At 69.2% G+C, this 23,920-nt stretch carries 26 protein-coding genes and 1 pseudogene; 12 read left to right on the top strand and 15 right to left on the bottom strand.

The window, feature by feature from the left end; all coding sequences use genetic code 11:
- Positions 1-31 precede the first annotated feature (31 nt).
- From AC1RIF_RS13320 to AC1RIF_RS13290, 7 genes are all read left to right on the top strand, one after another.
- A complete protein-coding gene (locus tag AC1RIF_RS13320; RefSeq protein WP_492601825.1) occupies positions 32-1,048 on the top strand; it encodes an NAD-dependent epimerase/dehydratase family protein in 1,017 nt (338 codons plus the stop codon).
- The gene (locus AC1RIF_RS13315; protein ID WP_492601824.1) at positions 1,048-2,055 is read left to right on the top strand and encodes an NAD(P)H-dependent glycerol-3-phosphate dehydrogenase; all 1,008 of its coding nucleotides are present in this window, start codon (positions 1,048-1,050) and stop codon (positions 2,053-2,055) included. Before AC1RIF_RS13320 ends, AC1RIF_RS13315 begins: the two co-directional genes overlap by 1 nt.
- 102 nt (positions 2,056-2,157) lie before the next feature.
- Positions 2,158-3,645 (top strand): flavin-containing monooxygenase, encoded by a 1,488-nt coding sequence (locus AC1RIF_RS13310; RefSeq protein WP_492601823.1) that lies wholly within the window; start codon positions 2,158-2,160, stop codon positions 3,643-3,645.
- 193 nt (positions 3,646-3,838) lie between these two features.
- Entirely contained in the window at positions 3,839-4,600 is a 762-nt protein-coding gene (locus tag AC1RIF_RS13305) for an alpha/beta hydrolase family protein (RefSeq protein ID WP_492601822.1), read from the top strand.
- A gap of 126 nt (positions 4,601-4,726) precedes the next feature.
- Positions 4,727-5,983 (top strand): zinc metallochaperone AztD, encoded by a 1,257-nt coding sequence (gene aztD, locus AC1RIF_RS13300; RefSeq protein WP_492601821.1) that lies wholly within the window; start codon positions 4,727-4,729, stop codon positions 5,981-5,983.
- A 1,374-nt stretch (positions 5,984-7,357) separates the two neighbouring features.
- Positions 7,358-7,837, top strand: coding sequence for a 2-isopropylmalate synthase (locus tag AC1RIF_RS13295; protein WP_492601820.1), 480 nt, complete (start codon positions 7,358-7,360; stop codon positions 7,835-7,837).
- A gap of 81 nt (positions 7,838-7,918) precedes the next feature.
- Positions 7,919-8,536 (top strand): lipocalin family protein, encoded by a 618-nt coding sequence (locus AC1RIF_RS13290; protein ID WP_492601819.1) that lies wholly within the window; start codon positions 7,919-7,921, stop codon positions 8,534-8,536.
- A gap of 38 nt (positions 8,537-8,574) precedes the next feature.
- Here AC1RIF_RS13290 and AC1RIF_RS13285 read toward each other — a convergent pair whose 3' ends face one another.
- The 4 genes from AC1RIF_RS13285 to AC1RIF_RS13270 all read right to left on the bottom strand — a co-directional run bounded on the left by AC1RIF_RS13285 (position 8,575) and on the right by AC1RIF_RS13270 (position 11,810).
- Positions 8,575-8,949 (bottom strand): hypothetical protein, encoded by a 375-nt coding sequence (locus AC1RIF_RS13285; protein WP_492601818.1) that lies wholly within the window; start codon positions 8,947-8,949, stop codon positions 8,575-8,577.
- Between the two features lie 280 nt (positions 8,950-9,229).
- A complete protein-coding gene (locus tag AC1RIF_RS13280) occupies positions 9,230-9,682 on the bottom strand; it encodes a MarR family winged helix-turn-helix transcriptional regulator (RefSeq protein WP_492601817.1) in 453 nt (150 codons plus the stop codon).
- Complete coding sequence (locus AC1RIF_RS13275) at positions 9,679-10,290, bottom strand: DJ-1/PfpI family protein (RefSeq protein WP_492601816.1); 612 nt, start codon at positions 10,288-10,290, stop codon at positions 9,679-9,681. Before AC1RIF_RS13275 ends, AC1RIF_RS13280 begins: the two co-directional genes overlap by 4 nt.
- A gap of 38 nt (positions 10,291-10,328) precedes the next feature.
- On the bottom strand, positions 10,329-11,810 hold the full coding sequence (locus AC1RIF_RS13270; RefSeq protein ID WP_492601815.1) for an SDR family oxidoreductase: 1,482 nt from the start codon (positions 11,808-11,810) through the stop codon (positions 10,329-10,331).
- Positions 11,811-11,834: 24 nt separating this feature from the next.
- Between AC1RIF_RS13270 and AC1RIF_RS13265 the strand changes: the two genes are divergently transcribed.
- Entirely contained in the window at positions 11,835-12,497 is a 663-nt protein-coding gene (locus tag AC1RIF_RS13265) for an alpha/beta hydrolase family protein (protein ID WP_492601814.1), read from the top strand.
- Positions 12,498-12,554: 57 nt separating this feature from the next.
- Here AC1RIF_RS13265 and AC1RIF_RS13260 read toward each other — a convergent pair whose 3' ends face one another.
- Positions 12,555-12,683, bottom strand: a complete 129-nt coding sequence (locus AC1RIF_RS13260) for a hypothetical protein (RefSeq protein WP_492601894.1) — start codon at positions 12,681-12,683, stop codon at positions 12,555-12,557.
- Between the two features lie 143 nt (positions 12,684-12,826).
- A pseudogene (locus tag AC1RIF_RS27235) lies at positions 12,827-13,096 on the bottom strand (SDR family NAD(P)-dependent oxidoreductase); the annotation flags it as partial.
- 183 nt (positions 13,097-13,279) lie between these two features.
- Here AC1RIF_RS27235 and AC1RIF_RS13250 point away from each other — a divergent pair.
- Positions 13,280-14,398: a baeRF11 domain-containing protein gene (locus tag AC1RIF_RS13250; RefSeq protein ID WP_492601813.1), complete on the top strand. Its 1,119-nt coding sequence runs from the start codon at positions 13,280-13,282 to the stop codon at positions 14,396-14,398.
- A gap of 15 nt (positions 14,399-14,413) precedes the next feature.
- Here the strand turns inward: AC1RIF_RS13250 and AC1RIF_RS13245 are convergent, their stop codons facing one another.
- Positions 14,414-15,157, bottom strand: a complete 744-nt coding sequence (locus tag AC1RIF_RS13245; protein WP_492601812.1) for a Clp protease N-terminal domain-containing protein — start codon at positions 15,155-15,157, stop codon at positions 14,414-14,416.
- A 122-nt stretch (positions 15,158-15,279) separates the two neighbouring features.
- Here AC1RIF_RS13245 and AC1RIF_RS13240 point away from each other — a divergent pair, with 122 nt between their 5' ends.
- Positions 15,280-16,134: an LLM class flavin-dependent oxidoreductase gene (locus AC1RIF_RS13240; RefSeq protein ID WP_492601811.1), complete on the top strand. Its 855-nt coding sequence runs from the start codon at positions 15,280-15,282 to the stop codon at positions 16,132-16,134.
- Positions 16,135-16,208: 74 nt separating this feature from the next.
- On the opposite strand, the gene AC1RIF_RS13235 is transcribed toward AC1RIF_RS13240, so the two are convergent.
- From AC1RIF_RS13235 to AC1RIF_RS13215, 5 genes are all read right to left on the bottom strand, one after another.
- Positions 16,209-17,195, bottom strand: a complete 987-nt coding sequence (locus AC1RIF_RS13235; RefSeq protein WP_492601810.1) for a glycine betaine ABC transporter substrate-binding protein — start codon at positions 17,193-17,195, stop codon at positions 16,209-16,211.
- Between the two features lies 1 nt (position 17,196).
- Positions 17,197-17,955 carry an ABC transporter permease gene (locus tag AC1RIF_RS13230; RefSeq protein ID WP_492601809.1) on the bottom strand — a complete coding sequence of 253 codons (759 nt, stop codon included), beginning with the start codon at positions 17,953-17,955 and terminating at the stop codon, positions 17,197-17,199.
- Complete coding sequence (locus tag AC1RIF_RS13225; RefSeq protein ID WP_492601808.1) at positions 17,952-19,169, bottom strand: ABC transporter ATP-binding protein; 1,218 nt, start codon at positions 19,167-19,169, stop codon at positions 17,952-17,954. Before AC1RIF_RS13225 ends, AC1RIF_RS13230 begins: the two co-directional genes overlap by 4 nt.
- Complete coding sequence (locus AC1RIF_RS13220) at positions 19,162-19,818, bottom strand: ABC transporter permease (protein ID WP_114723965.1); 657 nt, start codon at positions 19,816-19,818, stop codon at positions 19,162-19,164. The genes AC1RIF_RS13225 and AC1RIF_RS13220 overlap by 8 nt, the downstream gene beginning before the upstream one ends.
- 188 nt (positions 19,819-20,006) lie before the next feature.
- A complete protein-coding gene (locus AC1RIF_RS13215; protein ID WP_492601807.1) occupies positions 20,007-20,372 on the bottom strand; it encodes a nuclear transport factor 2 family protein in 366 nt (121 codons plus the stop codon).
- A gap of 131 nt (positions 20,373-20,503) precedes the next feature.
- Here AC1RIF_RS13215 and AC1RIF_RS13210 point away from each other — a divergent pair, with 131 nt between their 5' ends.
- A complete protein-coding gene (locus AC1RIF_RS13210) occupies positions 20,504-21,277 on the top strand; it encodes a helix-turn-helix domain-containing protein (RefSeq protein WP_492601806.1) in 774 nt (257 codons plus the stop codon).
- On the opposite strand, the gene AC1RIF_RS13205 is transcribed toward AC1RIF_RS13210, so the two are convergent.
- The 3 genes from AC1RIF_RS13205 to AC1RIF_RS13195 form a co-directional block, all read right to left on the bottom strand.
- A complete protein-coding gene (locus AC1RIF_RS13205) occupies positions 21,274-21,669 on the bottom strand; it encodes an RNHCP domain-containing protein (protein WP_492601805.1) in 396 nt (131 codons plus the stop codon). The genes AC1RIF_RS13210 and AC1RIF_RS13205 overlap by 4 nt on opposite strands.
- Before the next feature lie 15 nt (positions 21,670-21,684).
- Entirely contained in the window at positions 21,685-22,035 is a 351-nt protein-coding gene (locus tag AC1RIF_RS13200; protein ID WP_492601804.1) for an RNHCP domain-containing protein, read from the bottom strand.
- A 245-nt stretch (positions 22,036-22,280) separates the two neighbouring features.
- The gene (locus tag AC1RIF_RS13195) at positions 22,281-23,228 is read right to left on the bottom strand and encodes an NAD-dependent epimerase/dehydratase family protein (protein WP_492601803.1); all 948 of its coding nucleotides are present in this window, start codon (positions 23,226-23,228) and stop codon (positions 22,281-22,283) included.
- Between the two features lie 73 nt (positions 23,229-23,301).
- On the opposite strand from AC1RIF_RS13195, the gene AC1RIF_RS13190 reads away from it, so the two are divergent.
- Positions 23,302-23,901: a TetR/AcrR family transcriptional regulator gene (locus AC1RIF_RS13190; protein WP_492601802.1), complete on the top strand. Its 600-nt coding sequence runs from the start codon at positions 23,302-23,304 to the stop codon at positions 23,899-23,901.
- Positions 23,902-23,920 lie beyond the last annotated feature (19 nt).

Genomic DNA, 23,920 nt, shown 5'->3' with positions numbered 1-23,920 from the left:
TCGCGCCCGCCGACATCCCCGGACACGCGCAGTGACACCGCGGCACGACGGAACGGGCGAAAACCACCCCCACGTAGCGCTGTTCGGGGCGTCCGGTTTCATCGGCGGTGCCACTCTACGGGCACTGGCCGCATCCGGCTGCGAAGTGACCGCCTTGGTGAGGCGTCCACCGGAGTCACCGCGACGGGGCGTCCGATACGTTCAGGCCGACATCGGCGATCCACGGGCCCTGGGGCCGGCACTCGCGGGCGTCGATGTGATCGTCCACGCGGCCGGTTACACGGGCCCGGACGAGGACCTGTGCGAGGAGGTCAATTATCGGGGAACGCGAAACGTGCTCGCGGCGGCCGAGGCCCGGTCGATCGACTTCGTCATCAACCTCAGCACCATCGGTGTCTACGGCCAGGGCCCGTTCCGGGGCGTGGTCGAAGACACCCGCGAACCGGATCCCGTCACCACCCTCAGCGCCACCCGTGCGGCAGCAGATCGGATGGTCCGCGCCCACGGCGGGACCACCGTCAGGCCCGGATTCATCCACGGCCGGGGCGATCGCTGGTTCCTGCCCGGCCTGCGGCACATCCTGGGAAGGACACGGGCGTGGGTGGGCGGCGGCGCCGCTCTGCTGTCGCTCATTGCCGTGGACGACCTCGGTGGCCTGATCGCCGACCTCGCACTGACCTGCACCGACGACGACAGGGGCGCACTGTTTCATGCGGCGCACCCGGAACCGCTCTCGGTCTACGAGATTGCGACGGGACCCGCCGGCGAGGATCCGATCCTCCCCACCAGCAGTTGCACCTATGCCGAGGCAGTGGCCCTCGCCCCCGCGGCGGGCCTCACCGATCGGCACATCGACCTCGTCGGCCGGGACCACACGATCGACTCGACGAAACTGTGGCACCGAACGGGACGAACGCCCGGCGCGGGCACGGGCGTACGGCGCGGCAGCGCGGAGTTCCCGAATCATCCGCCGGGGAACGTGCCGGGGTGTCAACCTGGAGCCATGACCGCATATCTCGAAGGCACCCCCCGAGCGGGTGATCGCTGATGGCCCGCCCGGTTCGCGTCGTGGTGCTCGGCTCCGGGTCGTGGGGCACCACCGTCGCCAAGCTCGCGGCCCACAACACCCCGACCCTGCTGTGGTCGCGGAATCCCGAGACGGCCGACGAGATCAACACCGAGCACCGCAACTCCCGCTACCTCGGCGAGCACGAGCTGCCCGAGAGCCTGCGCGCGACGTCCGACATCGTCGAGGCCGCGAACGAGGCCGACGTCCTGGTGGTGGGGGTGCCGTCGCACGCCATCCGCAGCACGCTGAGCCTGATCTCCAACGAGGTGCGCGCGTGGGTGCCGGTGCTCTCGCTCGCGAAGGGGCTCGAGCCGGGCACCCGGCAGCGGCCCACCGAGGTGATCTCCGAATGCCTGCCCGGCCACCCCGTCGGACTGCTCGCCGGGCCCAACATCGCCCGCGAGATCGCCGACGGCCTGGCCGCGGCGTCCGTGGTCGCGACGCAGGACGTGGACGTCGCGACCGCACTGCAGCCGCTGTTCGCGTCCAAGGTCTTCCGCGTCTACCGCAACACCGACGTCCTCGGCTGCGAACTCGGCGGGGTGCTCAAGAACATCGTGGCGATCGCGTCGGGGATGGCCGACGGTCTGGGCGTCGGCGACAACACCCGCGCGATGGTGCTCGCGCGCGGACTCGCGGAGATGACCCGCATGGGCGAGGCGATGGGCGCCAACCCGCGCACCTTCGCGGGACTCACCGGTGTCGGCGACCTCATCGCCACGTGCATGAGCCCGGCGTCGCGCAACCGGCGCGTCGGCGAGGCCATCGCGCGCGGGCTCACCGTCGACGAGGCGGTGGAGAAACTGGGGCAGGTGGCCGAGGGCGTGAAGACCGCGCCGACGGTGATGGAACTGGCCCGCGACTACGGCGTCGAGATGCCGATCGCCGCGGAGGTGGAGGCCGTCGTCGCCGGCCGCCGGACACCCGAGGAGGCCTACCGTGGGCTGCGGAAAGTCGCCCCCGGCGGCGAGGACGAGGTGGCCTGACCCGCCCGACCGATTTGTCTTGAACACCGTTCAAGTTGCACACTGCTGACGTCAGGCGGTGAGGGGAGGCGCTGCGCGAAACCTCACGGATCGGAACGCAGCGTGTCGCAGGAGCAGGTTCGCCGCACCCGGGTGCTGATCGTCGGCGCCGGATTCGCCGGACTCGGGATGGCGCTCGAGCTCACTCGCCGCGGCGAGCACGACTTCCTGATCCTCGAGCAGGCCGACGCCGTCGGCGGCACGTGGCGGCAGAACACCTACCCGGGCTGCGAATGCGACATCCCATCCGTGCTGTACTCATATTCCTTTGCACCCAAGCCGGATTGGACGTCATCGCACGCGACGCAGCCCGAAATCCTGGACTACCTGTCCCAGCTCACCGACCGCCACGGCCTCGCGGACCGCATCGAGTTCGGGACCACGGTCGTGGGTGCACGCTGGAACGAGAACGACTGCCGCTGGCACGTTTTCGACAGCACCGGACGCGAGTACGCGGCGCAGTACCTGGTGATCGCGTCGGGCGCGCTGAACGTGCCGCGGCTGCCCCGCATCCCCGGCACCGAGACATTCACGGGGACCAGCATGCACTCGGCGGCGTGGCGCGACGACGTCGACCTCACCGGCAAGCGGGTGGCACTGATCGGTACCGGCGCCAGCGGGGTGCAGCTGGCACCGCAGCTCGCCCGCGCCGCCGCGCAGCTGCACGTCTTCCAGCGCACCCCGGCGTGGGTACTGCCGCGTCGGCGGCACCGTGCGGCGGTGGCGCTGAGCCGCCGGAGCGCGCCGGCCCGCCGGTTGTTCCGCGCGGCCACCTACTGGGCGGCGGAGGCGCTGTCCCTGGGCCTCGGCCGGCAGCCCCGGCTCCTGGCCGCGACCGAGGCGCGGGCCCGCCGACACCTGCGACGGCAGGTCGCCGATCCCCACCTTCGCGCGGAGCTGACACCGGACTACCGGATCGGCTGCAAGCGGATCCTGCGCTCCAACGACTTCTACCCCGCCCTCGCCCGACCGGACACGACGCTCGTCACCGACGCGATCACCGAGATCCGCCCGGACGGGATCGTCACCGCCGACGGCACCCACCGGCCGGTGGACGCGATCGTCTACGCGACGGGCTTCCGCGTCGCCGGGGCCCTGAACCGGATCCAACTCGTGGGCCGCGGCGGCGTCAGCCTGCTCGAACGCTGGCAGCGGGACGGTGTCCGCACCCACCTGGGGGTCACGATCGCCGGCATGCCGAACGCGTTCTTCCTGTCGGGCCCCAACACCGGCCTGGGCCACAACTCGGTGATCGTCATGATCGAGGCGCAGATCGCGCACGCACTCGACGCGATGCGACTGGTCGAACAGCACGCCGCACACGGCCTGGAGGTGCGCGCCGAGATCCAGGATGCATTCGATTCGACACTGCGGGAACGACTCTCGCGCGGCGTGTGGAGCACGGGCGGCTGCGCCAGCTGGTACCTGGACGCGCGCGGGTCCAACCACGCGCTCTGGCCGGGATCGTCCTGGGACTACCGGCGGCGCACCCGTGTCGTCGATCCCGCAGACTACGAACTGCTCCGCGCCGAATCGGAGCCGGCGGCCTGACGAGGCCGAGAAAATAGTTGGACGCGATTCGACACACGTTGATAGCGTGTGCGCGACCGTGACATCACACCAGGAGGTGAGACCCATGTACGCAACGAACATGTGGGTGCTCCCACTCGTGTGCACGGTCGGGCGATTGACGTAGCTGTCGCCGGGAGCGCCGAAGAACAAGGCACTCCCGAAAGGCAACACCATGCATTTCACTTCCGAGACATCGTCGAACGGTGTCGTCGAACGCACTTTCACGCTGGACGAGATCACCGGCGTGCTCTGGTCACCCGCATCCGGAACCGTCGGCGCACCGCTGCTGCTGTCGGGGCATTCCGGCGGTATGCACAAGAAGGCACCGGGGCTCGTAGCCGGAGCACTGCGCAGCGTCACCGACCAGGGCTTCACCGTCGCCGCCATCGACGCGCCCGGCCACGGCGACCGGCCACGAAACCTCCAGGATCAACGGTGGGTCGAGGCCATCCATCGGGCCCGGGCGGCGGGCGAGCCACTCGCCCCCATCGTCGTCGACTACAACATGTCGCTGGCGGGGCGTGCGGTGCCGGAATGGCAGGCAATCCTGGACGCCCTGCAGGCGCTGCCCGAGATCGGCGCCGACGCGCCGATCGGCTACGGCGGCATGACATTGGGCGTCGCGACCGGACTGATGCTGGCGACGGTCGAACCCCGGATCTCCGCACTGAGCATCGGTGCGGTGTTCGTGAACGACGCCCTGATCGAGGCGGCACGACAGATCACCGTGCCGGTCGAGTATCGGATTCCGTGGGACGACGAGGAGATCGACCGCGCATCCGGGCTCGCCCTGTTCGACGCCTTCGCCTCGCCGGAGAAGACCCTGCACGCCCACCCGGGGAAGTACTTCCAGGTGCCCGAACACGAGCGCGACAGCTCGGCCCGGTTCTTCGCCCGCCACCTCGGCCGGACCGCGGACACGGCGTCGGACTGATGCGTGGTGGTATCGGCGTCCGGCCCCGCGCCGGACGCCGATACCGCCACGACGCTCCCCCTCACATGCACAAATGCAGATCTTCGACTTTGACAATGATTTTCATTACCCGATAGACCTTGCGGCATGATCCGCATCGAACCCACACCCCGACGCCTCACGCTCGCCGCCTCGGTCGCGACGTGCGCGGCCCTGCTCGCCGGCTGCTCGTCCACCGCCGACGGCACCACCACCGAAACCGCCTCCGCCGACAGCGCCTCCGCGACGGCCGAGCCGTCGCAGGCCCGCTCCGCCACCCCGCGCCTCGCCCTCACCTACGACGGCGGCGTCCTCGTCGTCGACGCCGAAACCCTCTCGGTGGCGGGTGAATCCGAGCTCGCCGGGTTCAACCGCATCAACCCGGCCGGCGACGAGCGGCACGTGATCGTCTCCACCGAGGGCGGCTTCCGCGTCCTCGACACCGGCACGTGGTCGGAGGCGCACGGCGACCACGCGCACCACTACACGGCCGCCCCGGCCCTCACCGACATCACGTTCGCCGCCGACAAGCCCGGACACGTCGTGCGGCACGCGGGCCGGACCGTGCTGTTCGACGACGGCACCGGCCGCATCGACTCGTTCGATCCGGCCGCGCTGGCGGACGGCACCCCGGAGACGACGACGTTCACGACCCCGCACGCGCACCACGGCGTCGCCGTCGAACTCGCCGACGGCGGCCTGATCACCACGGTCGGCGACGAGAAGACCCGCACCGGCATCGTCGTGCTGGACGCAGCACGCAACGAGGTGACCCGCAACGAGCAGTGCCCCGGTGTGCACGGGGAGGCCGTCGCCGCCGACGAGGCCGTCGTGTTCGGCTGCCAGGACGGACTGCTGATCTACCGGAACGGCGCGATCACCAAGGTGACCAGCCCCGACCCGTACGGGCGGATCGGCAATCAGGCCGGTTCCGAGGAGTCCACCGTGGTGCTCGGCGACTACAAGAGCGATCCCGACGCGAAGCTCGAGCGTCCACAGCGCGTGTCGCTCACCGACACCGTCACGGGTGAGCTGCGGCTGGTGGATATCGGCACCAGCTACACCTTCCGGTCGCTGGGCCGTGGAATGTTCGGCGAGGCCCTGGTCCTCGGCACGGACGGCGCGCTACACGTGCTCGACCCTGCCACCGGCACGACGATCCGGACCGTGCCCGTCATCGCCCCGTGGACCGAGCCCGACGAGTGGCAGTCGCCGCGTCCGGCACTGTTCGTGCAGGGCCTCACCGCGTACGTCACCGATCCCGCCACCCGGCGGATCCACGCCGTCGACTACGAGAACGGCCAGATCACGACCAGCGCCGAACTGCCGCACGCGCCCGACGAGATCACCGGCGTGCGCGGCTGAGGGTTCCCCGCCGACTCCCACGCGAACCATGTGTCGGTTTTGCGAAGTCTGCAAAGAAACCTGGGCGTCACCGCATCCGGCCTGGGGCACGTCGAGATGAGAGGTATCAGCACGTTGCAGAATGATCCCGAGGACAGCCATACCCTGCATCTATTTCCCGATGACAGGCAAACGTCCAGAAGCATCCCACTCCGACGCGGATTCAATTGTACTGCAGTTCAAAATTAACGCCATCCGCCATTTTGCTAACACGACCGGAGTGCCTATAGATCCCCGACAGTTTGTTTGGTCGGAAAATTACCGGTCAGTAGATTTGCGGAATCTTTGACGCATTCGATTAATTCGTAATAGCTTGCAGTGTGTCACAGGGGACTTCCGGCGTCACGATCTGATTCAACTGCCTAATTCAACTGCGTTGCTCATTACCCTCGACGCCTCCTTCGCCGAGGGCGATGCGCACTCATACAGACACACACCCTCTGGAAAGGAATCACATGTCTGTCGACTTTTTCACTGCCCTGCGCGTATTCGTGACGGGACTCGCGCCGATCCTCGGTGGATCGCTCACGGGCCTGAACACCATGTCCGGCAACGAATATTCCTAGCAGATCGCAAAAACAACGGAGGAACGATGCTCTCGATCCAGAACGCAACCAGCTCACTCGGCCAAACCGTGACGCAGATGGTTCCGATGCTGTACATGCTCTTGGTGCAGCGACCCGTGACGCTGTCGCTGGGTGTACCGGTCTAAACCAGATCAGAAACCTCACAGATAAGGAGACTTCGACGTGGATTTCCGACAGCTCTTGACGGATCTACTTGCAGTGGTGTCAGGCTCGTGGATGGGTGGCGCCGGTTCCGGCAAGCTCGGCACTGACTTCCTCAAAGCACTCTCGTAAGGAGACACATCATGCTCGGAAAGTACTTCGATGGGATGCTCGATCTCGTGTTCATCTTCGGCAACGTCATGTTGGTCGGTCTCGGCACGGCGTCGCGTGAGGGTGGCGGCTGGCAGAGCCTCGGCTGACGATCCGATCGGTAGCTGCAAGTGCGTCGAGCCCCTGCCCGGGAGACGGGGGCTCGACGCACTTGCGTGCTGCACCCTGGCTGTCAGGGGACCAGCCGCCCGTTCGTTCTGCCTGATCAAGTCGATACGGCGTTCATCGAGGCTCCTCAGGACATCGGTGTGTCACTCCGGGGCGAGAGGCGGCGGTTGCGTCTTCCCGGGAGTCGCGCTTAGACTCCTCGGTCATGCAGCGCATTCAGGTAGTAGTTCACCGCCGTAGCGGGGTCTGATTCGGACCGACCCCTCGCTGCGGGTCGTTGAGCTATCTACTTGTCGGTCCTTCCTTCACTTCAGGAAGACCCCCGAAAATGCGCACCTCCCAGGCTTTCGCCACCAGCACCGCGTCGTTCTCCGACGATCCGTTCTCCCTCCGCTTCGGCCTCCCGCTGCCGCGCGACATGCGCGCCCAGGCACAGGGCCTGACCTGGGCCGAGTTCACCGAGCGCTTCGCCCCCACCGGCGGCCCCGTCCGTCTGGGCAGCTGGACGTCGGAGCACCTCGGCGCCGGCCGGCACACGTACACCGCCACCCTCGGGCTCGGCGACACCATCTCGTCGGCGTCCGCGACGGCCACCGGCCCCATCGCGGCGCTGACGTCGATGCTGTACGACGCCGGTTTCCAGCTCGAGATCCTCTCGTTCCACCAGCAGCGCACCGACGCGGGCACCGCGACGTTCCTGCTGTGCGAGCACGAGGGCGAGCGTCGCTGGGCGATGGCCATCGCCGACGACTGCAACTCCTCGGCGCGGGCCGCGATCATCGCCGGCGCCAACCTGCTGCACCGCTGAAAGAAAGTGATCATCCGGACCGATCCGGGCGGGAGGCGGCTCCGAATACCGGGTGACCGCCTCCCCTCGGAAAGGACCGCCATGCGCGCCACCAGGAAAATCACCGCCGGATTGTTCGCCGCTGCCGCCGCCGCACTGCTCGTCGGTGCGCCCGCCTCGGCCCAGCCCACCGGATCGGCCGACCTGTGGCAGCCGCTGGCACCGATCCCGACGCTCGACATCGAACGCTACGTCGGCACCTGGTACCAGCTCGCCGCCGTGCCGCAGCCGTTCAACCTGGACTGCGCCCGCGACACCCGCGCCACGTACGGCGTGCTCGACGCGTCCAACGTCAGCGTGAACAACTCGTGCACCACGTGGAGCGGCAGGACCAACGGCATCGTGGGCAACGCCCGTGTCAACGACCCGGTCACCAACGCCCAACTGCACGTGAGCTTCCCGTCGGTGCCGTTCCAGAACTCCCCCGACGGCCCCACCAACTACGTGGTCACCTACATCGCCGACGACTACTCGTGGGCTTTGGTCGGCGACCCGATGCGCGTGTCCGGGTTCGTGCTGTCGCGCACCCCCGCGGTGAGCGCCGAGGGCTGGCAGCAGATCCGCAGCGTCGTCGAGTCGCGCGGCTACAACTCCTGTCTACTGCTCACCTCGCCCGCGACCGGCGGACGCGGCGACATCGCCCCGCTCTGCACGGTCTGACCGGACGCCGGGTTCGGTCGCGCCGAGGAACTCTGGCACTAGAAGACCTCGAGCATCCCGAACCCGACGTGGACCTGCACCTGCGGCCAGAGGTCGGACCGGGGTGGATGGACCGAGTTGGAGACGTCGACGGACGCGACGACCGTGCCGCTTCCGGTCTCCACCGTCGCGGGGACATACCGACACAACTCGTCGGGCGTGGGACGTCGACCGGACCCGTCGGCCGTCAGTGCACGAAGAACGGTGTCGCCGGTGGCGCCCGTCGCCAAGTTCCGCCACGCGATCGACACATCGATGCAGTCGAGCGTGGAGTAGGTGGTGATTACCGTCGCCGACGGCGCCGCCGCGAAAGTCACCACCCCCGGCGCCACCACCGTCGACGACGGCGTCACCGCCGCAACCTTGTTCGGCACCCAGCATATGAAACCAACAGTGCTGCACGCCGATACGAACGTCACCGGGACCTGGAACATTGCTGGCCGAGGCGAAGCCGGAGTTGCCGTCGACATCCCGGACGAGCCGAGCGGAATCGCCAAGGAGACCATCACCATCGCAGTGCGGACGAACGGGCGACAAGCGGCGGAGTACCGCATGGCAGCACCTCCGAGGAGGGGAGACTTCCGAACTCCGAGCGAGTGCCAGCGTACGCGTCAGGATCCGGCCGGGTCCCGCTAACGGCGCGCCCGCTCGGGATCACCCTTCGCGCGCCAGTTCGTCGAGGACGTCCGACAGCCGCCGGATCGACGCGAGCGCATCGGCCAGCTCGTCCCGACCCATGGCCCGCGCCAGCCGGTCGGCGAACGCGGCGTGGGCGGGGTCGATCCCCGACACCGCCCGACGTCCTTCCTGCGTGGGCGTGACGAGCTTGGCGCGACGGTGCGCCGGGTTGGGCTGGTACTCGGCGAGTCCGCGGTCGACCAGCAGATCGGCGATCCGTTGCACGCTCTGCCGGGTGATGCCCATGTCCCGGGCGATGTCGGCCACCGACAGCGGCTGCCGCAGGACGGCGCCGAGGACCTGCCACCACGCGGCGGTGAGCCCCACCGGGCGGGCCAGTCCCTCGGCGACCTCGAGGAACTGGCCGTTGAGGCGGAACGAGCCGAGCGCGAGCCCGCTCAGCAGATCCTGGTCGTCCCGTCCGCTCATTCCGCCATCAGTTCGTAGAAGCCGGCGGGATCGCGGTGCCCGTACAGCTTGAACCACGACGCCAGCACGGCCGGTTCGAACACGTCCAGGCGCTGGAGGATCTCCCGCGCGAAGTGGACCGGCGCATTGGCCGCGCCGGTGATGAGGTCGCGATCGGTGACGGCCGGCTCATCGCGGTACAGGTGCCCGCCCTTGTAGCCGACCGAGTTCAGGAACTCCGCAGCGTTACTGGTGTGCTCGCGGTCGTCGAGGAGGCCGGCCAGGGCCAGTCCGCCGGTCGCTCCGCAGATCGCGGCCACCGGCACCCCCGCGGCGAGGAACTCGCGGGCCTTCGCCGCGAACGGCGTGAACTGCTCGGTGTTCCAGATGTCGTTGCCGGCCAGGATCAGCATCGCGCTGCCCTGCGGCCCGATCGCGTCCAGCGTGGTGTCGGGCAGGACCCGCATCCCGCCCATCGTCACGATCGGGTCCGCCGTGGCGCCGACGGTGGCCACGGCGAGGCGGCCCGGATCCTTGTGCCACATCGGCTTGTTGATGTGGTCGATCGCGAGACCGATCTCCCAGTCGACGAAGGTGTCGTACACGGCTACATGCACTGTTTCAGTCATGACAGAAGACTGTCACCTTGACAGTATTCTGTCAATAGCTAACCGGCCGCCGCGTACTCCCGCGCCGCGGCGCCGGTGATGTTGGCGAGCATGCCCTTGAAGATGATCCCGTGGAACGGCAGGATCGAGTACCAGTAGAGCCTTCCCGCAACACCTTTCGGAAAGAAGATGGCGCGCTGCTCGAGCCGGGAACGGTACGGCCCGTCGGGGCGCACGCGCCATTCCAACCAGGCCCCGCCCGGCGTCCGCATCTCCGCGCGCAGCCGCAGCAACGTGCCGCGGTCGATCTCCTCGACACGCCAGAAGTCCAGGGGGTCCCCGGTGTTGAGGTGCCGCGCGTCCCGCCGGCCGCGAGTGAGGCCCACCCCGCCGACGAGCCGGTCCAGCCAGCCCCGGATCACCCACGCGAGCGGGAACGAGTACCAGCCGTTCTCGCCGCCGATGCTCTCGAGCACCCGCCACAACGTGTCGGCGTCCGCGTCGCACCCGGCGCTGCGCTCGTCGGTGTAGACCGCCTCCCCCGCCCAGTTCGGGTCGGACGGAAGCGGATCCGACGGCGCCCCCACCGGCGAGGCGCTGGCCCAGTTGGTCTCCACCTCGCCGTTCCGGATGCGGCGCAGCGCCAGCCGGACGGCCTGCCGGTACGGCGTCAGCCCCTCCGCCGGGGGCGGGATCACGTCGTCGATGTCGCGGTTCGCGGCGACCGCGTCGTTGTGCAGCGACTCGATCAGCGCCCGCCCCAGCGAACTCGGAATGGGCGTCACCAGCCCGATCCACAACCCCGCCAGCCGCGGGGTGAGCACCGGCAGCACCAGGACACGGCGCCGGCGCAGACCCGCCACGTCGGCGTACACCTTCATCATGTCGCCGTACGTCAGGACGTCGGGGCCGCCGATGTCGAAGGCGCGACTGTGCGGCAGCGGGGCCTCGGCCGCCGCCACCAAGTAGTAGAGGACATCGCGCACCGCGATCGGCTGGATCCGGTTGTTCACCCACTTCGGGGTGGTCATCACCGGCAATCGGTTCGTCAAGTGCCGGATCATCTCGAACGACGCCGACCCGGAACCGATGACGACACCGGCCTGCAGCACCATCGTCGGGATCCCGGAATCCACGAGGATGCGTCCCACCTGCGCCCGCGAGCGCATGTGCGGCGACAGCTCGGTGCCCTCGGGGTGCAGACCGCCCAGATAGACGATGCGCCCGACGCCGCTCGCCTTCGCCGCGGCTGCCAGGTGGGACGCCCCGACCCGTTCCGTCTCCACGAACTCCGCCGACGTCCCCATCGAGTGCACGAGGAAGTAGACGACATCCATGTCGGCGGTGGCCGCGGTCAGCGAGTCCGGATCGCCCAGATCCCCGCGGACGATCTCCACCTGTTTCGCCCACGGCACGTCTCGCAGCTTCTCCGGCGACCGCACCAGGACCCGCACGTCGTACCCGGCCGCGAGCAGGCGCGGGGCGAGACGGCCACCGATGTACCCGGTGGCCCCGGTGACCAACACCCGCGGTCGCTGCACCGTTCCACGGTAACCTCGATGGTCATGAGCGCGCTCGACGAACCGGTCCTCCTCGACACCGACGGGGTGTTCGGTTACCTGCACCGCCCCGCGGGCGACGCGATCGGCAAGCTCGCCCTCGCCCACGGCGCGGGCGGCGACTGCGAGGCAAAGCTGTTGCAAGCCATGGCGGCCGGATTCGCGGAGCGTGGCCTGCTGGTGCTGCGCTACAACCTCCCGTTCCGGCAGCGGCAGCCGTCGGGCCCGCCGAACCGGGCGCACGCGGGCGCCGACCGCGACGGCATCGTCGCGGCCGCCGACGCGATCCGCGCGCTCGCCGACGGCCCGATGCTGCTGGCCGGTCACTCGTACGGCGGCCGCCAGTCCACGATGCTCGCCGCCGAGCGCCCCGACCTCGCGGACGGGCTTGTACTGCTGTCGTATCCGCTGCACTCACCGGCGAAACCGGAGAAGCAGCGCACCGAACACCTACCGGACCTGCGCAATCCCTCGCTGTTCGTGCACGGCGACCGGGACCCGTTCGGCACGCCCGACGAGATGCGCACCGCCCTCGCCCTGATCCCCGCCGAGCACCCCCTGCTGTTGATCGAGGGCGGACGGCACGGACTCGATCCCGACCGGGCCGACGTGGTGGCCCGGACCGTCGCGGCCGCCGCCGACCTGTTCGCGCTGCCCGCCACACGCTGACACCGTAACCGTTGTCCCCCTTCGGGTATCGATCTCCGGAGCCCGCCGGCCGGGACGTCAGGGCATCGGCGCCGAACTGCCCGCGCTGACGTCGAGCGACGTCCCGGTGACGTACCGCGCCTGCTCCGAGACCAGGTACAGGACCGCGTGGGCGATGCCCTCCGGCGCCACCCACGGCACCCGCATCGGGTGATCGACGCGTAACGCGACTCGACGGTCTCCCGGGTCGGGTTCTCCACGTCCGGGGCGAACAGCCCGTAGAAGGCCTCGTTGTGGACCCTCGGGGTGTCGACCGAGCCCGCGCACACGGCGTTGACGGTGATCCCGTAGCGGGCGAGCTCGAGCGCGAGCGTCTTCACCAGGCCGATCCCGCCCCACTTCGCGGACACGTAGTGCGCGAGGTTGGGGATGCCCGTGTGCCCGCCCATCGACGACCTCGCGACGATGCGTCCGTAGCCCCGCTCGATCATGTGCGGGGCCACCGCGCGCAGCGTCCTGAACACGTCGGCGCCCTCCGCGGCCAGTGCCAGCGCGTGAGCGCGACCCTGACCCCGCGCGGCACCGGTCACGAACGCCGTCCGACCTTCCAGTTGCCCCATATCTCCTCCAAGTCTCCACTGCCCCAGATCATTACCGATCGGAAGCCCGTCCGGTCCAGAGTTCCTTCCACGGAGCGGGCAGGAGTGGGCGCTCGGCCGGGCGCCGTGGCCGCGAACAAACCCCTGCCGGGACCTCGTCGTCCTGGGTACGCTGAAAGCGACCAACTACCGGGAGGTCGAGGAATGCTCTACAGCGATATTCCGAGTCATGCCGAGGTTCGCCGTCTCGCCGAGGTCGAGGGCCAGACCTGCATCTCGATCTACACGCCCACCGAGGACGACATCCAGGATCCGGGCAAGAGCCGGCTCGAGTTCACCAACCAGGTCAAGACCGCGCTCGAACAGATCGACGACCACAAGGAACGGGCGGCATTCGAGCAAGCATTCGACGACCTGATCGAGGACGAGGCGTTCTGGCGGTACCAGGCGCGCACGCTGGTCGTCCTCGCCACGGCGGATCGGCTCCGGCGCTACCGGCTGCCGAACCGACTCGGAGCATGCGGCATCGTCAGCGACCGCTTCTACATCAAGCCCTTGCTGCGGACGGTGACGTTCCCACAGACCGCGTACGTGCTGGCGCTCGCCGAGGGATCCGTCCGGTTGATCGAGGTCACGGCCGATCAGCCCCCCACGACGGTCGAGGTGCCGGGGCTCCCCAAGGACGCCGCGAGCTACGCGGGCGTGCGGTCGCTCGGGCGGACCCCGCCGGGTCGGGTGCACGGCCGCGTGCAGGGCGACGAGGGACGCAAGCTGCGCGTGCGCGAGTACGCCCGCGCCATCGACCACGAACTGCGCAGCGTGCTCACCGGGCGGGACATTCCCCTCATCCTGGCCGCCGCCGAACCGACGGCCTCCATCTACCGTTCGGTGAACAACTATCACAAGCTGCTCGACGACGGCATTCACGGCAATCCGGAAGAAATGACCGACGAGCAGATCGCCCAGGCCACCCGCGCGGTCCTCGACGGCTACTACGCCCAGCAACTCGCGAGCACCCGCAAGCAGTTCGACGACCTGCGGTCGAAGGGCCGGGCGCAGGTCGAGATCTCCGACGTCGCGCGGTCGGCGACGTTCGGCCGGATCGAGACGCTCTTCGTCGACATCGAGGGCATCGTGCCGGGAACGGTCGATCCGGAGACCGGCACCGTCGACCTCGCCGAGTTGAACGGCAACCACGAGTACGGCGTGGTGGACGAGATCGCCCGGCGGGCACTGCTCACCGGTGCGAAGGTGCTCGCCGTGCGCTCGGGCGACGTGCCCGACGAGGTGCCCGCCGCGGCGATCCTGCGTTTCGCCCAATAGCGTTCGCGCGCAGGACTACTCTCCCTGCTCCTGCGCGGCGAGGATCACGGCGAGCGTCTCCGCGATGTAGGTGTCGACAGCGGCCTTGTCGACCCCCAACTCGGCGAGCACACCGGCGCGGTCCTCGAGTTCGAGCAGCGCGAGGAGCACATGCTCGGTGCCGATGTAGTTGTGGCCGAGCCGGAGCGCCTCCCGGAACGTGAGCTCGAGGGCCTTGCGGGCGCCGGCGTCGAACGGGATGAGATCGGGCAGCTCCTCCACCCGGGCGGGCAGGACGGCGGTGGCCGCATCGCGGACCGCGTCCTGTTCGATGCCCTGCGAGGCAAGCGCTTTCATCGCGATCGACTCCGGATCCGACAGGAGTCCCAGCACGACGTGCTCCGGCGTGATCTGGTCGTTTCCCGCCGCCCGGGCCTCGTTCTGCGCCGCCATGACGACGTTGCGGGCGCGGGGGGTGAACCTGCTGAAGCCCTGACTCGCGTCGAGGTCGGACGGCTCCTCGGGGCCCTTCGGCACGAAACGCTTCTGCGCGGCCTGCTTGGTCACCCCCATGCTGCGGCCGATGTCGGTCCAGGATGCGCCGGAGCGTCGAGCCTGGTCCACGAAGTGCCCGATCAGATGGTCGGCCACCTCGTCGAGGTGCTCGGCGGCGAGGACCGCGTCGGTCAGTTGCTCGAGGGCATCGGTGTGCACCTTCTTGATGGCTTCGATGAGATCGTCGAGCCGCACGGGGTTCGACATGCGCGTCGGATCAGTCATGCGACAACCGTAGGTTGACGATCGAGAATCGTCAACCCCGGGTTGTCGATTCTTTCGGCACTCGGATCGGCCGGCACCCACCTATCGTGGGAGGGGATCGTCACCCGACGAAGGAGTCCGCAATGCCCGACTACGGCAACGACATCCGGTTCGGCTACTTCCTGGTGCCCGACGCGAGCGCGGCGCAGGGCATCCTCGATACCGCGGCAGTACTGGACCGCGTCGGCTTCGACCTCGTCGGCATCCAGGACCACCCGTATCAGCGGCGGTTCCTCGATGCGTGGACGCTGTTGTCCGCCATCGCCGCTCGCACCGAGAAGTTGACGGTGTTCCCGGACGTCGCCAGTCTGCCGCTACGCCCGCCCGCGGTGCTCGCGAAGGCCGCCGCGAGCCTCGACCTCCTCAGCGACGGCCGTGTCGAACTCGGACTCGGCGCGGGCGCCTTCTGGGACGCGATCGCGGCGATGGGCGGCGAGCGCCGCACGCCCGGGGAGTCGGTGCAGGCCCTCCGCGAGGCGGTATCGGTGATCCGGCTGATGTGGAGCGGCGAGCGGTCGATCCGGTTCGACGGCGAGTTCTACTCCGTCGACGGCGTCCATCCCGGCCCCGTGCCCGCGCACCCGGTCGGCATCTGGATCGGCGGCTACAAACCCCGCATGCTCCGACTGATCGGGGAGATCGGCGACGGCTGGCTGCCCTCGCTCGGCTACGTCGACGCCGACGGGATCGCCTCGGCCGCTGCGGCCATCGACGCTGCGGCCACCGCCGCGGGCCGCGACCCGTCGAGCATCCGGCGCGTCCTCAACGTCGGCGACGAGATCGACGTCGAGAACCTGCCCCGGGCGCTGTCCTCGCTCGCGCTCGATCACGGCTTCGATACGTTCATCCTCGGCGGGCCCACCGACGAGCCGTCGCTGCGATACCTGGCGGGCGAGGTGTTCCCGCACGTGCGCGACCTCGTCCAGGCCGGGCGCTGAGAGGGCTCTGGCGCCGCCCTTGCGGTTCCGCTCCTCGTCGACGGTGCGGACCGCCTGACCGAAATGGTGTGACCTCAGTCCCGCGCCGTCACGAATCCCTGGTCCACCAACCACTGCCGGGCCACGGCCGCCGGATCCTTGCCGTCGACGTCCACCTTCCGGTTGAGCTCGGTGATCGCCTCGTCGGACAGCACCGCCGAGATCGGGGCCATCACCTCGGCCACCTCCGGGTACTGCTCGGCGAAGTCCGCCCGCATCGTCAGCGCCGGGTTGTACTTCGGGAAGAACTGCCGGTCGTCCTCGAGCACCACCAGGTCCAGGGCCGCGATCCGGCCGTCGGTGGTGAACACCTCACCGAACTTGCACTGGCTGCCGTCGGCGGTGGCCTGATAGATGATGCCGGTCTGCAGAATCCGCCGGTCGGCACGCGCCGGATCGAACCCGTACGCCGCCGCCATGCCGGGGAAGCCGTCCTGCCGGACGTTGAACTCGGTCTCGACACACGTCGCGGCAGCCGCCGGATCCCGCTCCACCAGAGCCGCGTAGTCGGACAGCGTGCGCACGCCGGTCCGCTCCGCGGTCGCCCGACTGGTGGCCAGCGCGTACGTGTTGTTCATCGGTGCCGGGTCGGTCCACACCATGCCGTTGCGTGCGAGGTCCTCGTCCCGGACGGCCTCGAACTGGGCCTGCGAGTCCGGGATCGGCTGCTCGTGACCGAGGTAGTTGATCCATCCGGTGCCGGTGTACTCGTAGCTCACGTCGATCTGCCCGGCCAACTGCGCGTCGCGGGTGCTGTTGGAGCCCTGGATGTTCGTCAGGTCGCGGACGTCGGCACCGGCGGCGGACAGCGCGAACTCGATGATGTAACCGAGGATGATCTGCTCGGTGAAGTCCTTGGAGCCGACCGTGATCCGGGCCCCGTCGAGTTCCGGCACCGGCTGGATGCGGTCCGGGCCCACCTTCAGCGGCAGGGCGCCGCCGGACTCGAGGCCGCACGACGCGAGCAGGGTGGTCGCGAGCACCACCGCGGTACCGGCCAGAACGCGTCCGATCGCCGTCATGTCAACGCAGTCCCTTCGGCCCGAGGTACGTCTCCGCGAGGGCACCCACCCAGTCGACCAGCAGCGCCAACGCGACCGCCAGGACCGCACCGACGACGAGGGTCACGTTGTCGCGCAGCTTGTATCCGGTGTCGATGAGAATCCCGAGACCGCCCGCGCTCACCAGGAAGCACAGGGTCGCGGTACCGACCGCGAGAACCAGCGAGGTCCGCAGCCCGGCCAGGATGTAGGGCACCGCCAACGGGAACTCCACCCGCCGCAGCACCGCGAGCGCCGACATCCCCTGTCCGCGTCCCGCGTCGACGAGCGCCGGATCCACCTCCTGGTAGCCGAGGATCGTATTCCGCAGCACCGGCAGCAACGAGTAGAACGCGATGGGCAGCACGCCGATCCAGAAGCCCGTCGTCCGCGTCGCGAGATAGAACAGCACCAGCAGTCCGATCGCCGGCGCGGACGCACCGATGTTGGCGATACCGACGAATATCGGTGCCAGCTTGGTGAATCCGGGTCGGGTGACGAGGGTGCCGAGCGGCACCGCGAGCGCGAGCACGATCAGCACCACCACGACGGTGATGAGCACGTGCTGCCACGTCAGGGTCGCGATGTTGCCGATGCTGATACTCGCCTGCTGGGTGGCGGTGAGATCGCGGGTGAAGGCCCACCCCAGCACGCCCCCGACCAGCGCGAGCACGAGCAGCGGCTGCACCAGCAGCCTGGCCCGTTCGGCGCGCTGCGCGGCGGCCGGTGTCTGCGTGGTCATTTCGACGAGTCCTCGGCTGCAGCATGATCGTCTGCGACGCGGTCGACGTGGTCGTCGGCGTGTTCCTCCCGCATCTCCTGGAGCGCCTGCACCAGGGTGTCGATCGTGATGAGCCCGACGAACTCGCCGCGCCGCCCGGTGACCGCCGCCGACGCGCTGCTCTGCACCAGCAGCGCCTCGAGGGCGTCCTGCAGCGTCGACTGCACCGAGACCAGTTCCCCCACCGGCTCGCCGATGTCCTGCAACGACGCCGCCGACGCGAGCTGCGCCGGGGAGACCCACCGCAGCGGACGGTCGCGGTGATCCAGGATCAGGCCCCAGTGGGCGTCCTGTTCCGCGAGCGCCCGGCGCAGGTCGGCCACCGATCCGTCCCGGTACGCCGTGGGGCAGTCCGTCATCTCGACGTCCCGCACCCGGGTGAGCGTGAGCTGCTTGAGTGAGGCGTCCGCCCCCACGAACCCGGCGACCATGTCGTTGGCGGGATTCGCCAGGATCGCCTCCGGGGTGTCGTACTGCATGATGTGGGACTGGCTGCCCAGCACGGCGATTCGATCGCCGAGCTTGACGGCCTCGTTGAAGTCGTGGGTGACGAACACGATGGTCTTGCCGAGCTCCGACTGCAGGCGCATCAGCTCGTCCTGCAACAGTCCGCGCGTGATCGGGTCCACGGCGCCGAACGGCTCGTCCATCAACAGCACCGGCGGGTCGGCGGCCAGCGCCCGGGCCACACCGACGCGCTGCTGCTGACCGCCGGACAGCTGACGCGGGAACCGGTCGCGGTAGGTGTCGGGGTCGAGGCCCACCAGGTCGAGCATCTCGTCGGTGCGCTCGGCGATGCGTTTCTTGTCCCACCCGACCAGGCCCGGGACGGTGGCCACGTTCTTGGCGACGGTGAGGTGCGGGAACAGCCCGGCCTGCTGGATCGAGTAGCCGATCCCCCGTCGCAGCCGGTCCGGGTCGATCGAATGGGTGTCGCGGCCGGCGATCGTGATCTTCCCCGACGTCGGCTCGATCAGCCGGTTGATCATCCGCATCGTGGTGGTCTTCCCGCAGCCCGACGGTCCGACGAACACGACGATCTCGCCGGCGGGAATCGTCATCGACACCCCGTCGACGGCGGCGTCGCCCTGTCCGGGGTACTGCTTGACGACGTCGTCGAGCACGATCTCGACACCCTTGCCGGTCTGTTCTTCGGCGGGTAGCAGGTCAGTCACGGATCCCCCTCGAGGTGGTGAGGCGCCCGACGAGGACCAGCAGTCCGTCGAGGACGAGCGCGAGAATGACGATGAGCACGGTTCCGGTGAGCGCCTGCGGCACCGCGGTGGGGCTGCCGACGCGGGACAGCCCGGAGAAGATGAGGTTTCCCAGGCCCGGGCCCTTGGCGTAGGCCGCGATCGCGAGGATGCCCATCAGCATCTGGGTGCTGACCCGGATCCCGGCGAGGATCGACGGCCAGGCCAGCGGCAGTTCGATGCGGCCCAGGACGCGCAGCCGGTTCATCCCGACCCCGCGGGCGGCATCGGTGATCGCGGGGTCGACCGAGGCCAGGCCGATGATCGTGTTACGGATGATGGGCAGCAGCGCGTACAGCACCAGCGCCGTCACCGTGGGTGCCACACCGAGCCCGAGAATCGGGATGAGCAGGCCCAGCAGGGCGAACGAGGGCAACGTCAGGATCGTGCTCGCGAGCCCGGTCGCGACCGCCGACCCGATGGGACTGCGATAGACGGCGATCCCGATCAGGACGGCGATGATCCCGGCGATCACCACCGACTGGACGACGGCACTGACATGCAGGTACGAGTCCGTGAGCAGCTGCTGCCGCCGCTCGAACACGAAATCCCACAAGGTCTGGAAATCCAAGCCAGGCCCTCCCTTCTGCCGCGCGGAAGGCCGGAAACGCCCGCCCGGACAATCCGAGCAGGCGTTTTCCGCGTCGACGCCGCGCTGCGCTTGCTGTCCACATTGCCCCTATCGGGCGGGTTCTGCACGGCAATCGGATCAGAGCACGGCGTTCGTGACCGGCGATCAGCGCCCGGACACCCCCGCCGTCAGGCCGTCGGCACCTTGTCCAGGAAGCCGAGCACCTGACTCAGCCGACCGTCCTCGTCACGCTCGATCACGTCGAATCCGACGATCAGCGGCTCGGCGTCGACCGGGCCGAGTTCCCACGTGAACCGGGCCTGATCGTGGTGCGCGTCCACCGGGCCGGCGAGAGTGAACCGCATGCCGCCGAACTGCTGCTGCACCGCACCGATGGTCGCGTCGATCTCGGCGGGGCCGTCCGCCCGACCCAGCGGATCGACGTAGCGGCCGGACTCGGCCCACAGCGCCGCCACGAGGGCGCCGCGCTTGTCCGCGTCCGTCTCGTTCCACACGTCGATGTACCGCTGCGCCAACTGTGTGAACTCGTCCATGACCGATCTCCCTCTCCCGTTTTCGACGACCCGGGTGGCCGTCCGGCAACCACACTGCCGCCGCCGGTGGCACCGGTCGATTACCTCCGAGGTAGTGGCAGCGCTTCTCCCGCCCGCCTACTGTGACGATCGTGACGACAGTGCACGAGCGGCCCGCCGAATCGGCCGGCGACATGCTGCGGAGCTGGCGCGAACGCCGCCGGATGACGCAGCTGGATCTGGCGAATCGCGCCGACGTCTCCGCACGGCACGTCAGTTTCGTCGAGACCGGCCGCTCGCGGCCCACCCGGTCGATGCTCCTGAGACTCAGCGAGCAACTCGACATTCCACTGCGGGAACGCAACTCGCTGCTGCTGGCCGGCGGCTTCGCGCCCGCGTATCCCGAGCACCGGCTCACCGATGTCCCCATGGCATCGATCGCCGACGCCATCGCGAAGGTGCTCGGTGCGCACCGGCCGTATCCTGCGGTGGTGGTGGACCGGCACTGGAACCTGGTGGACGGCAACGACGCGATCGGGTTGCTCACCGCCGGCTGCGCCGCATGGCTGCTCGAGCCGCCCGTCAACGTGCTCCGGCTGAGCCTGCACCCGGACGGCATGGCTCCCCGGATCGCCAACCTGGCGCAGTGGCAGGCCGCGGCCACCGGCGATCCGAAACTGCGCGCACTGCACGACGAGTTGTCCGGCTACCCCGGCGACGGACCGCCCGCACCCACAGCGGGCGGCCACGCGCTGGTGGTCCCGCTGCGGGTGCGGACGCCCGACGGCGAGTTGTCGTTCTTCAGCACGACAACGGTGTTCGGCACCCCACTGGACGTGACGGTGGCCGAACTCGCGATCGAGGCGTTCTACCCCGCCGACGACGCGACGACGGAACACCTGACCTCGAGCCGGAACCCGCGCTAGCCGAACAGGACCCCGGTACGCGCGATCGGGCGCACCGCGATCCGGACCAGCGCCAGCGAATTGTCGTCGCCGGCAGTCCGGTTCGAGCCGATCCAGCCGCATCCGGCGCAGCGATGGATGATCACCCATTCGCCGCCGTCACGCACGCTGATCGAGATCGGGTCCATCCGTCCCCGACACGACGACGCCCGGTCGCCGGGCACGTCCCGGTCCACGTGCCGACTGCACAGACAGTGCGGGCAGTGGTTGCGATGGGCGGTGCCGGGGGCGTGCATGGGCACGTCCAGCCCGCACCCGACGCACCGGAACGACGAACCCCGCCGCGCCGGTCCGTCCCGGTGCACCGGCTTGCCGCGTTGCGGTCGTCCGGTTCCGATGTTCCTGCGTGCCATCTCCACCACCCCGCGCTACAACTGTGCGAGGTGCTCGAGCGGGAACGGCGGCTGCGCCAACGGCTTCACCGCGATCCGCACCAGCAGTAACTGGTTGTCGTCGCCGGCAACAGGATTGGCCGACAGGGTGTCGCAACCGGTACAGCGATGGATCAGCATCCAGTCGCCGTCGCGGAGCACGGCGATGGCGATCGGATGGGTACGCGCGCCGCACCGCCGCTCGGCGGTCGAGTCGTGCCTGCCCGCCAGGCAGTTGGGGCAGTGCGTGCGCGGGTCGGCGTCCGGCGTCGCCGAGGACACGTCGAGTCCGCAGCGTATGCAGGTGAAGGTCGAGAGATGGGAAATTGGTGTGCCTCGATGGGACACGCGGATTCTCCTCCGTGAGATCGATTGAACGGCAGCGATTGCCGAGCATGTCGATCCCGCGAGAAGCTCACACCGGACTGGAGACCCGATGTCGTCTTCGGATCACCGGCCTGAGCAGTTCACGGGAACGTGAAGGTACTCGGCGGTTTGTCCGGGGCATAGTTCACCACTTCCATCTGCGCAGGGACCGGCCCTGCGCCGGATGCCGTGAACCCTAGGAACCCGTCGGTGGCCGCGCAACCGAATTATCGGAAGACGTGTTCGGTGATGCCGAAATGCAAGTGCGCCAGCGCCACCCGGGCGTCCTCGAGCCGCGCGCGGTCGTGCAGCCACGCGGGTCGATCGATCGGGTCGTCCGCCAGTCCCCGCACCGCCCATGCCGTCACGGCCGCCGTCGCGTCCGACTGCCCGCTGCCGCTCGCCCACAGCGTCGGCCCGTCGGCCGCCCGTGCCTGCACGATCCACCGATCGCTCCCCCACATCCGCGCCGGCGCCAGGCCCCGCAACGCCGGGGTCCACGTCAGCGCCGCCAACCCCAGTGTCGCCATGCGCGAATCCAACCGGAGATAGGTCCGGACCGGTACGCCCAGGGACTCGGTGAGGGCGTGCTGATCGGCGAAATCCGTTCGGAACGAGGGGAATGCGCGATAGTCCGCGGACACCTCCGGCGGCACCGGTATCGCGCGCGCCCGGGTGTAGTTGCGGACCCGGCCACCGTCCGGATCGTCGAAGTGGGTGCCGAGCAGGCTGTAGGTCCAGGCCGCCGCGGCGGGACCGTGATGCTCGCCCGCCCCGAGCCCGACGAGGATCTCGACGGCACCGCCGCTCGATCCGGCCGCCGCGGTGGCCAGCATGCCGGTGAGCCCCGGCGCCAGACCCACACCGAGCAGCACCGGACCCTGCACCGTCTCGAGTTCCCGGGCGTACGACGTGGTGGCCGTGATGTCGACGAACGTCGCCCCGCCGCGCACGGCGGCCCGGGCCACCCGCACGTCCTCGGCGCCCGACGCGTTCACCACGACGTCGACTCCGCCGGCGGCGTCCTCGACCGCGGCGAGGTCGGCGAGATCGAGCACCCGGTCGGCGCGCGCCGGATCCCTTCCGGCCGCGACCGTGTCCACGCCGGAGTCGCGCAGATACCGCACCAGCGGCGTGCCGACCGCGCCGTAGCCACCCAGAACCAGTGCCTTCATCCCTGTCACCTCTCGCCCGTCCACGCAACTAGAGTTGCACTCTAGAGCAAAACTCTAGAGTTAGAGTTCGGGGGTGACAACCAGTAGTCGACAGCGTCCGGCGCGGGCGAAAATCCTCGACGCGGCGTGCGCCCTGTTCACCACCACCGGGTACGCGGCCACCACCATCAAGCAGATCGCGGCCCGGGCCTGCGTCTCGTCGCAGAGCGTGTACTTCGTCTTCGGGAACAAACGCAGCGTCCTGTCCTCACTGCTGGACGCCTCGGTCGCCGGCGACGACGAGCCGGTGGCGACGCTCCGACGCGAATGGGTGGCCGAGGCCATCGTTGCCCCCGACCCGTCGGAACAGTTGCGGATCCAGATCCACCACGCCCGGCTGATCCTCGAGCGCGTCGCCGACATCCTGCTCGCGGTCCGCGCCGCCGCCGCGGCCGACGCCGAGGTCGCCGAACTGTGGCGCACCAACCTCGACCAGCGCCGCACCGTCCAGCGACACCTCATGGAGGCACTCGCCGGCAAGGCCGACGGTGTGGACACCGCGGCGGCCGTCGACGTGGCACTGGCCCTGCTCAGCCCGGAGACCTACACCCAACTGGTCCGCGACAGCGACTGGTCGCCGGAGCGGTACGAGCAGTGGGTGCACGACACCGTCGCGGCGGCAGCGGGGATCTGATCGGAATCACGGCGTTCGA

Source organism: Prescottella sp. GW823-FHT02E09 (assembly GCF_058797375.1).
The sequence above is the reverse complement of the archived record's forward strand: the minus strand, read 5'-3'. Positions and strand labels throughout refer to the sequence as shown.

What these genes read in the sequence shown, in the direction of transcription:
- AC1RIF_RS13315 (WP_492601824.1), top strand. Translation starts at nt 1,048, where the DNA reads ATGGCCCGCCCGGTTCGCGTCGTGGTGCTCGGCTCCGGGTCGTGGGGC.
- AC1RIF_RS13305 (WP_492601822.1), top strand. Translation starts at nt 3,839, where the DNA reads ATGCATTTCACTTCCGAGACATCGTCGAACGGTGTCGTCGAACGCACT.
- aztD (WP_492601821.1), top strand. Translation starts at nt 4,727, where the DNA reads ATGATCCGCATCGAACCCACACCCCGACGCCTCACGCTCGCCGCCTCG.
- AC1RIF_RS13295 (WP_492601820.1), top strand. Translation starts at nt 7,358, where the DNA reads ATGCGCACCTCCCAGGCTTTCGCCACCAGCACCGCGTCGTTCTCCGAC.
- AC1RIF_RS13290 (WP_492601819.1), top strand. Translation starts at nt 7,919, where the DNA reads ATGCGCGCCACCAGGAAAATCACCGCCGGATTGTTCGCCGCTGCCGCC.
- AC1RIF_RS13280 (WP_492601817.1), bottom strand. Translation starts at nt 9,682, where the DNA reads ATGAGCGGACGGGACGACCAGGATCTGCTGAGCGGGCTCGCGCTCGGC.
- AC1RIF_RS13275 (WP_492601816.1), bottom strand. Translation starts at nt 10,290, where the DNA reads ATGACTGAAACAGTGCATGTAGCCGTGTACGACACCTTCGTCGACTGG.
- AC1RIF_RS13265 (WP_492601814.1), top strand. Translation starts at nt 11,835, where the DNA reads ATGAGCGCGCTCGACGAACCGGTCCTCCTCGACACCGACGGGGTGTTC.
- AC1RIF_RS13260 (WP_492601894.1), bottom strand. Translation starts at nt 12,683, where the DNA reads ATGCGGGTGCCGTGGGTGGCGCCGGAGGGCATCGCCCACGCGGTCCTG.
- AC1RIF_RS13250 (WP_492601813.1), top strand. Translation starts at nt 13,280, where the DNA reads ATGCTCTACAGCGATATTCCGAGTCATGCCGAGGTTCGCCGTCTCGCC.
- AC1RIF_RS13245 (WP_492601812.1), bottom strand. Translation starts at nt 15,157, where the DNA reads ATGACTGATCCGACGCGCATGTCGAACCCCGTGCGGCTCGACGATCTC.
- AC1RIF_RS13240 (WP_492601811.1), top strand. Translation starts at nt 15,280, where the DNA reads ATGCCCGACTACGGCAACGACATCCGGTTCGGCTACTTCCTGGTGCCC.
- AC1RIF_RS13235 (WP_492601810.1), bottom strand. Translation starts at nt 17,195, where the DNA reads ATGACGGCGATCGGACGCGTTCTGGCCGGTACCGCGGTGGTGCTCGCG.
- AC1RIF_RS13230 (WP_492601809.1), bottom strand. Translation starts at nt 17,955, where the DNA reads ATGACCACGCAGACACCGGCCGCCGCGCAGCGCGCCGAACGGGCCAGG.
- AC1RIF_RS13215 (WP_492601807.1), bottom strand. Translation starts at nt 20,372, where the DNA reads ATGGACGAGTTCACACAGTTGGCGCAGCGGTACATCGACGTGTGGAAC.
- AC1RIF_RS13205 (WP_492601805.1), bottom strand. Translation starts at nt 21,669, where the DNA reads ATGGCACGCAGGAACATCGGAACCGGACGACCGCAACGCGGCAAGCCG.
- AC1RIF_RS13195 (WP_492601803.1), bottom strand. Translation starts at nt 23,228, where the DNA reads ATGAAGGCACTGGTTCTGGGTGGCTACGGCGCGGTCGGCACGCCGCTG.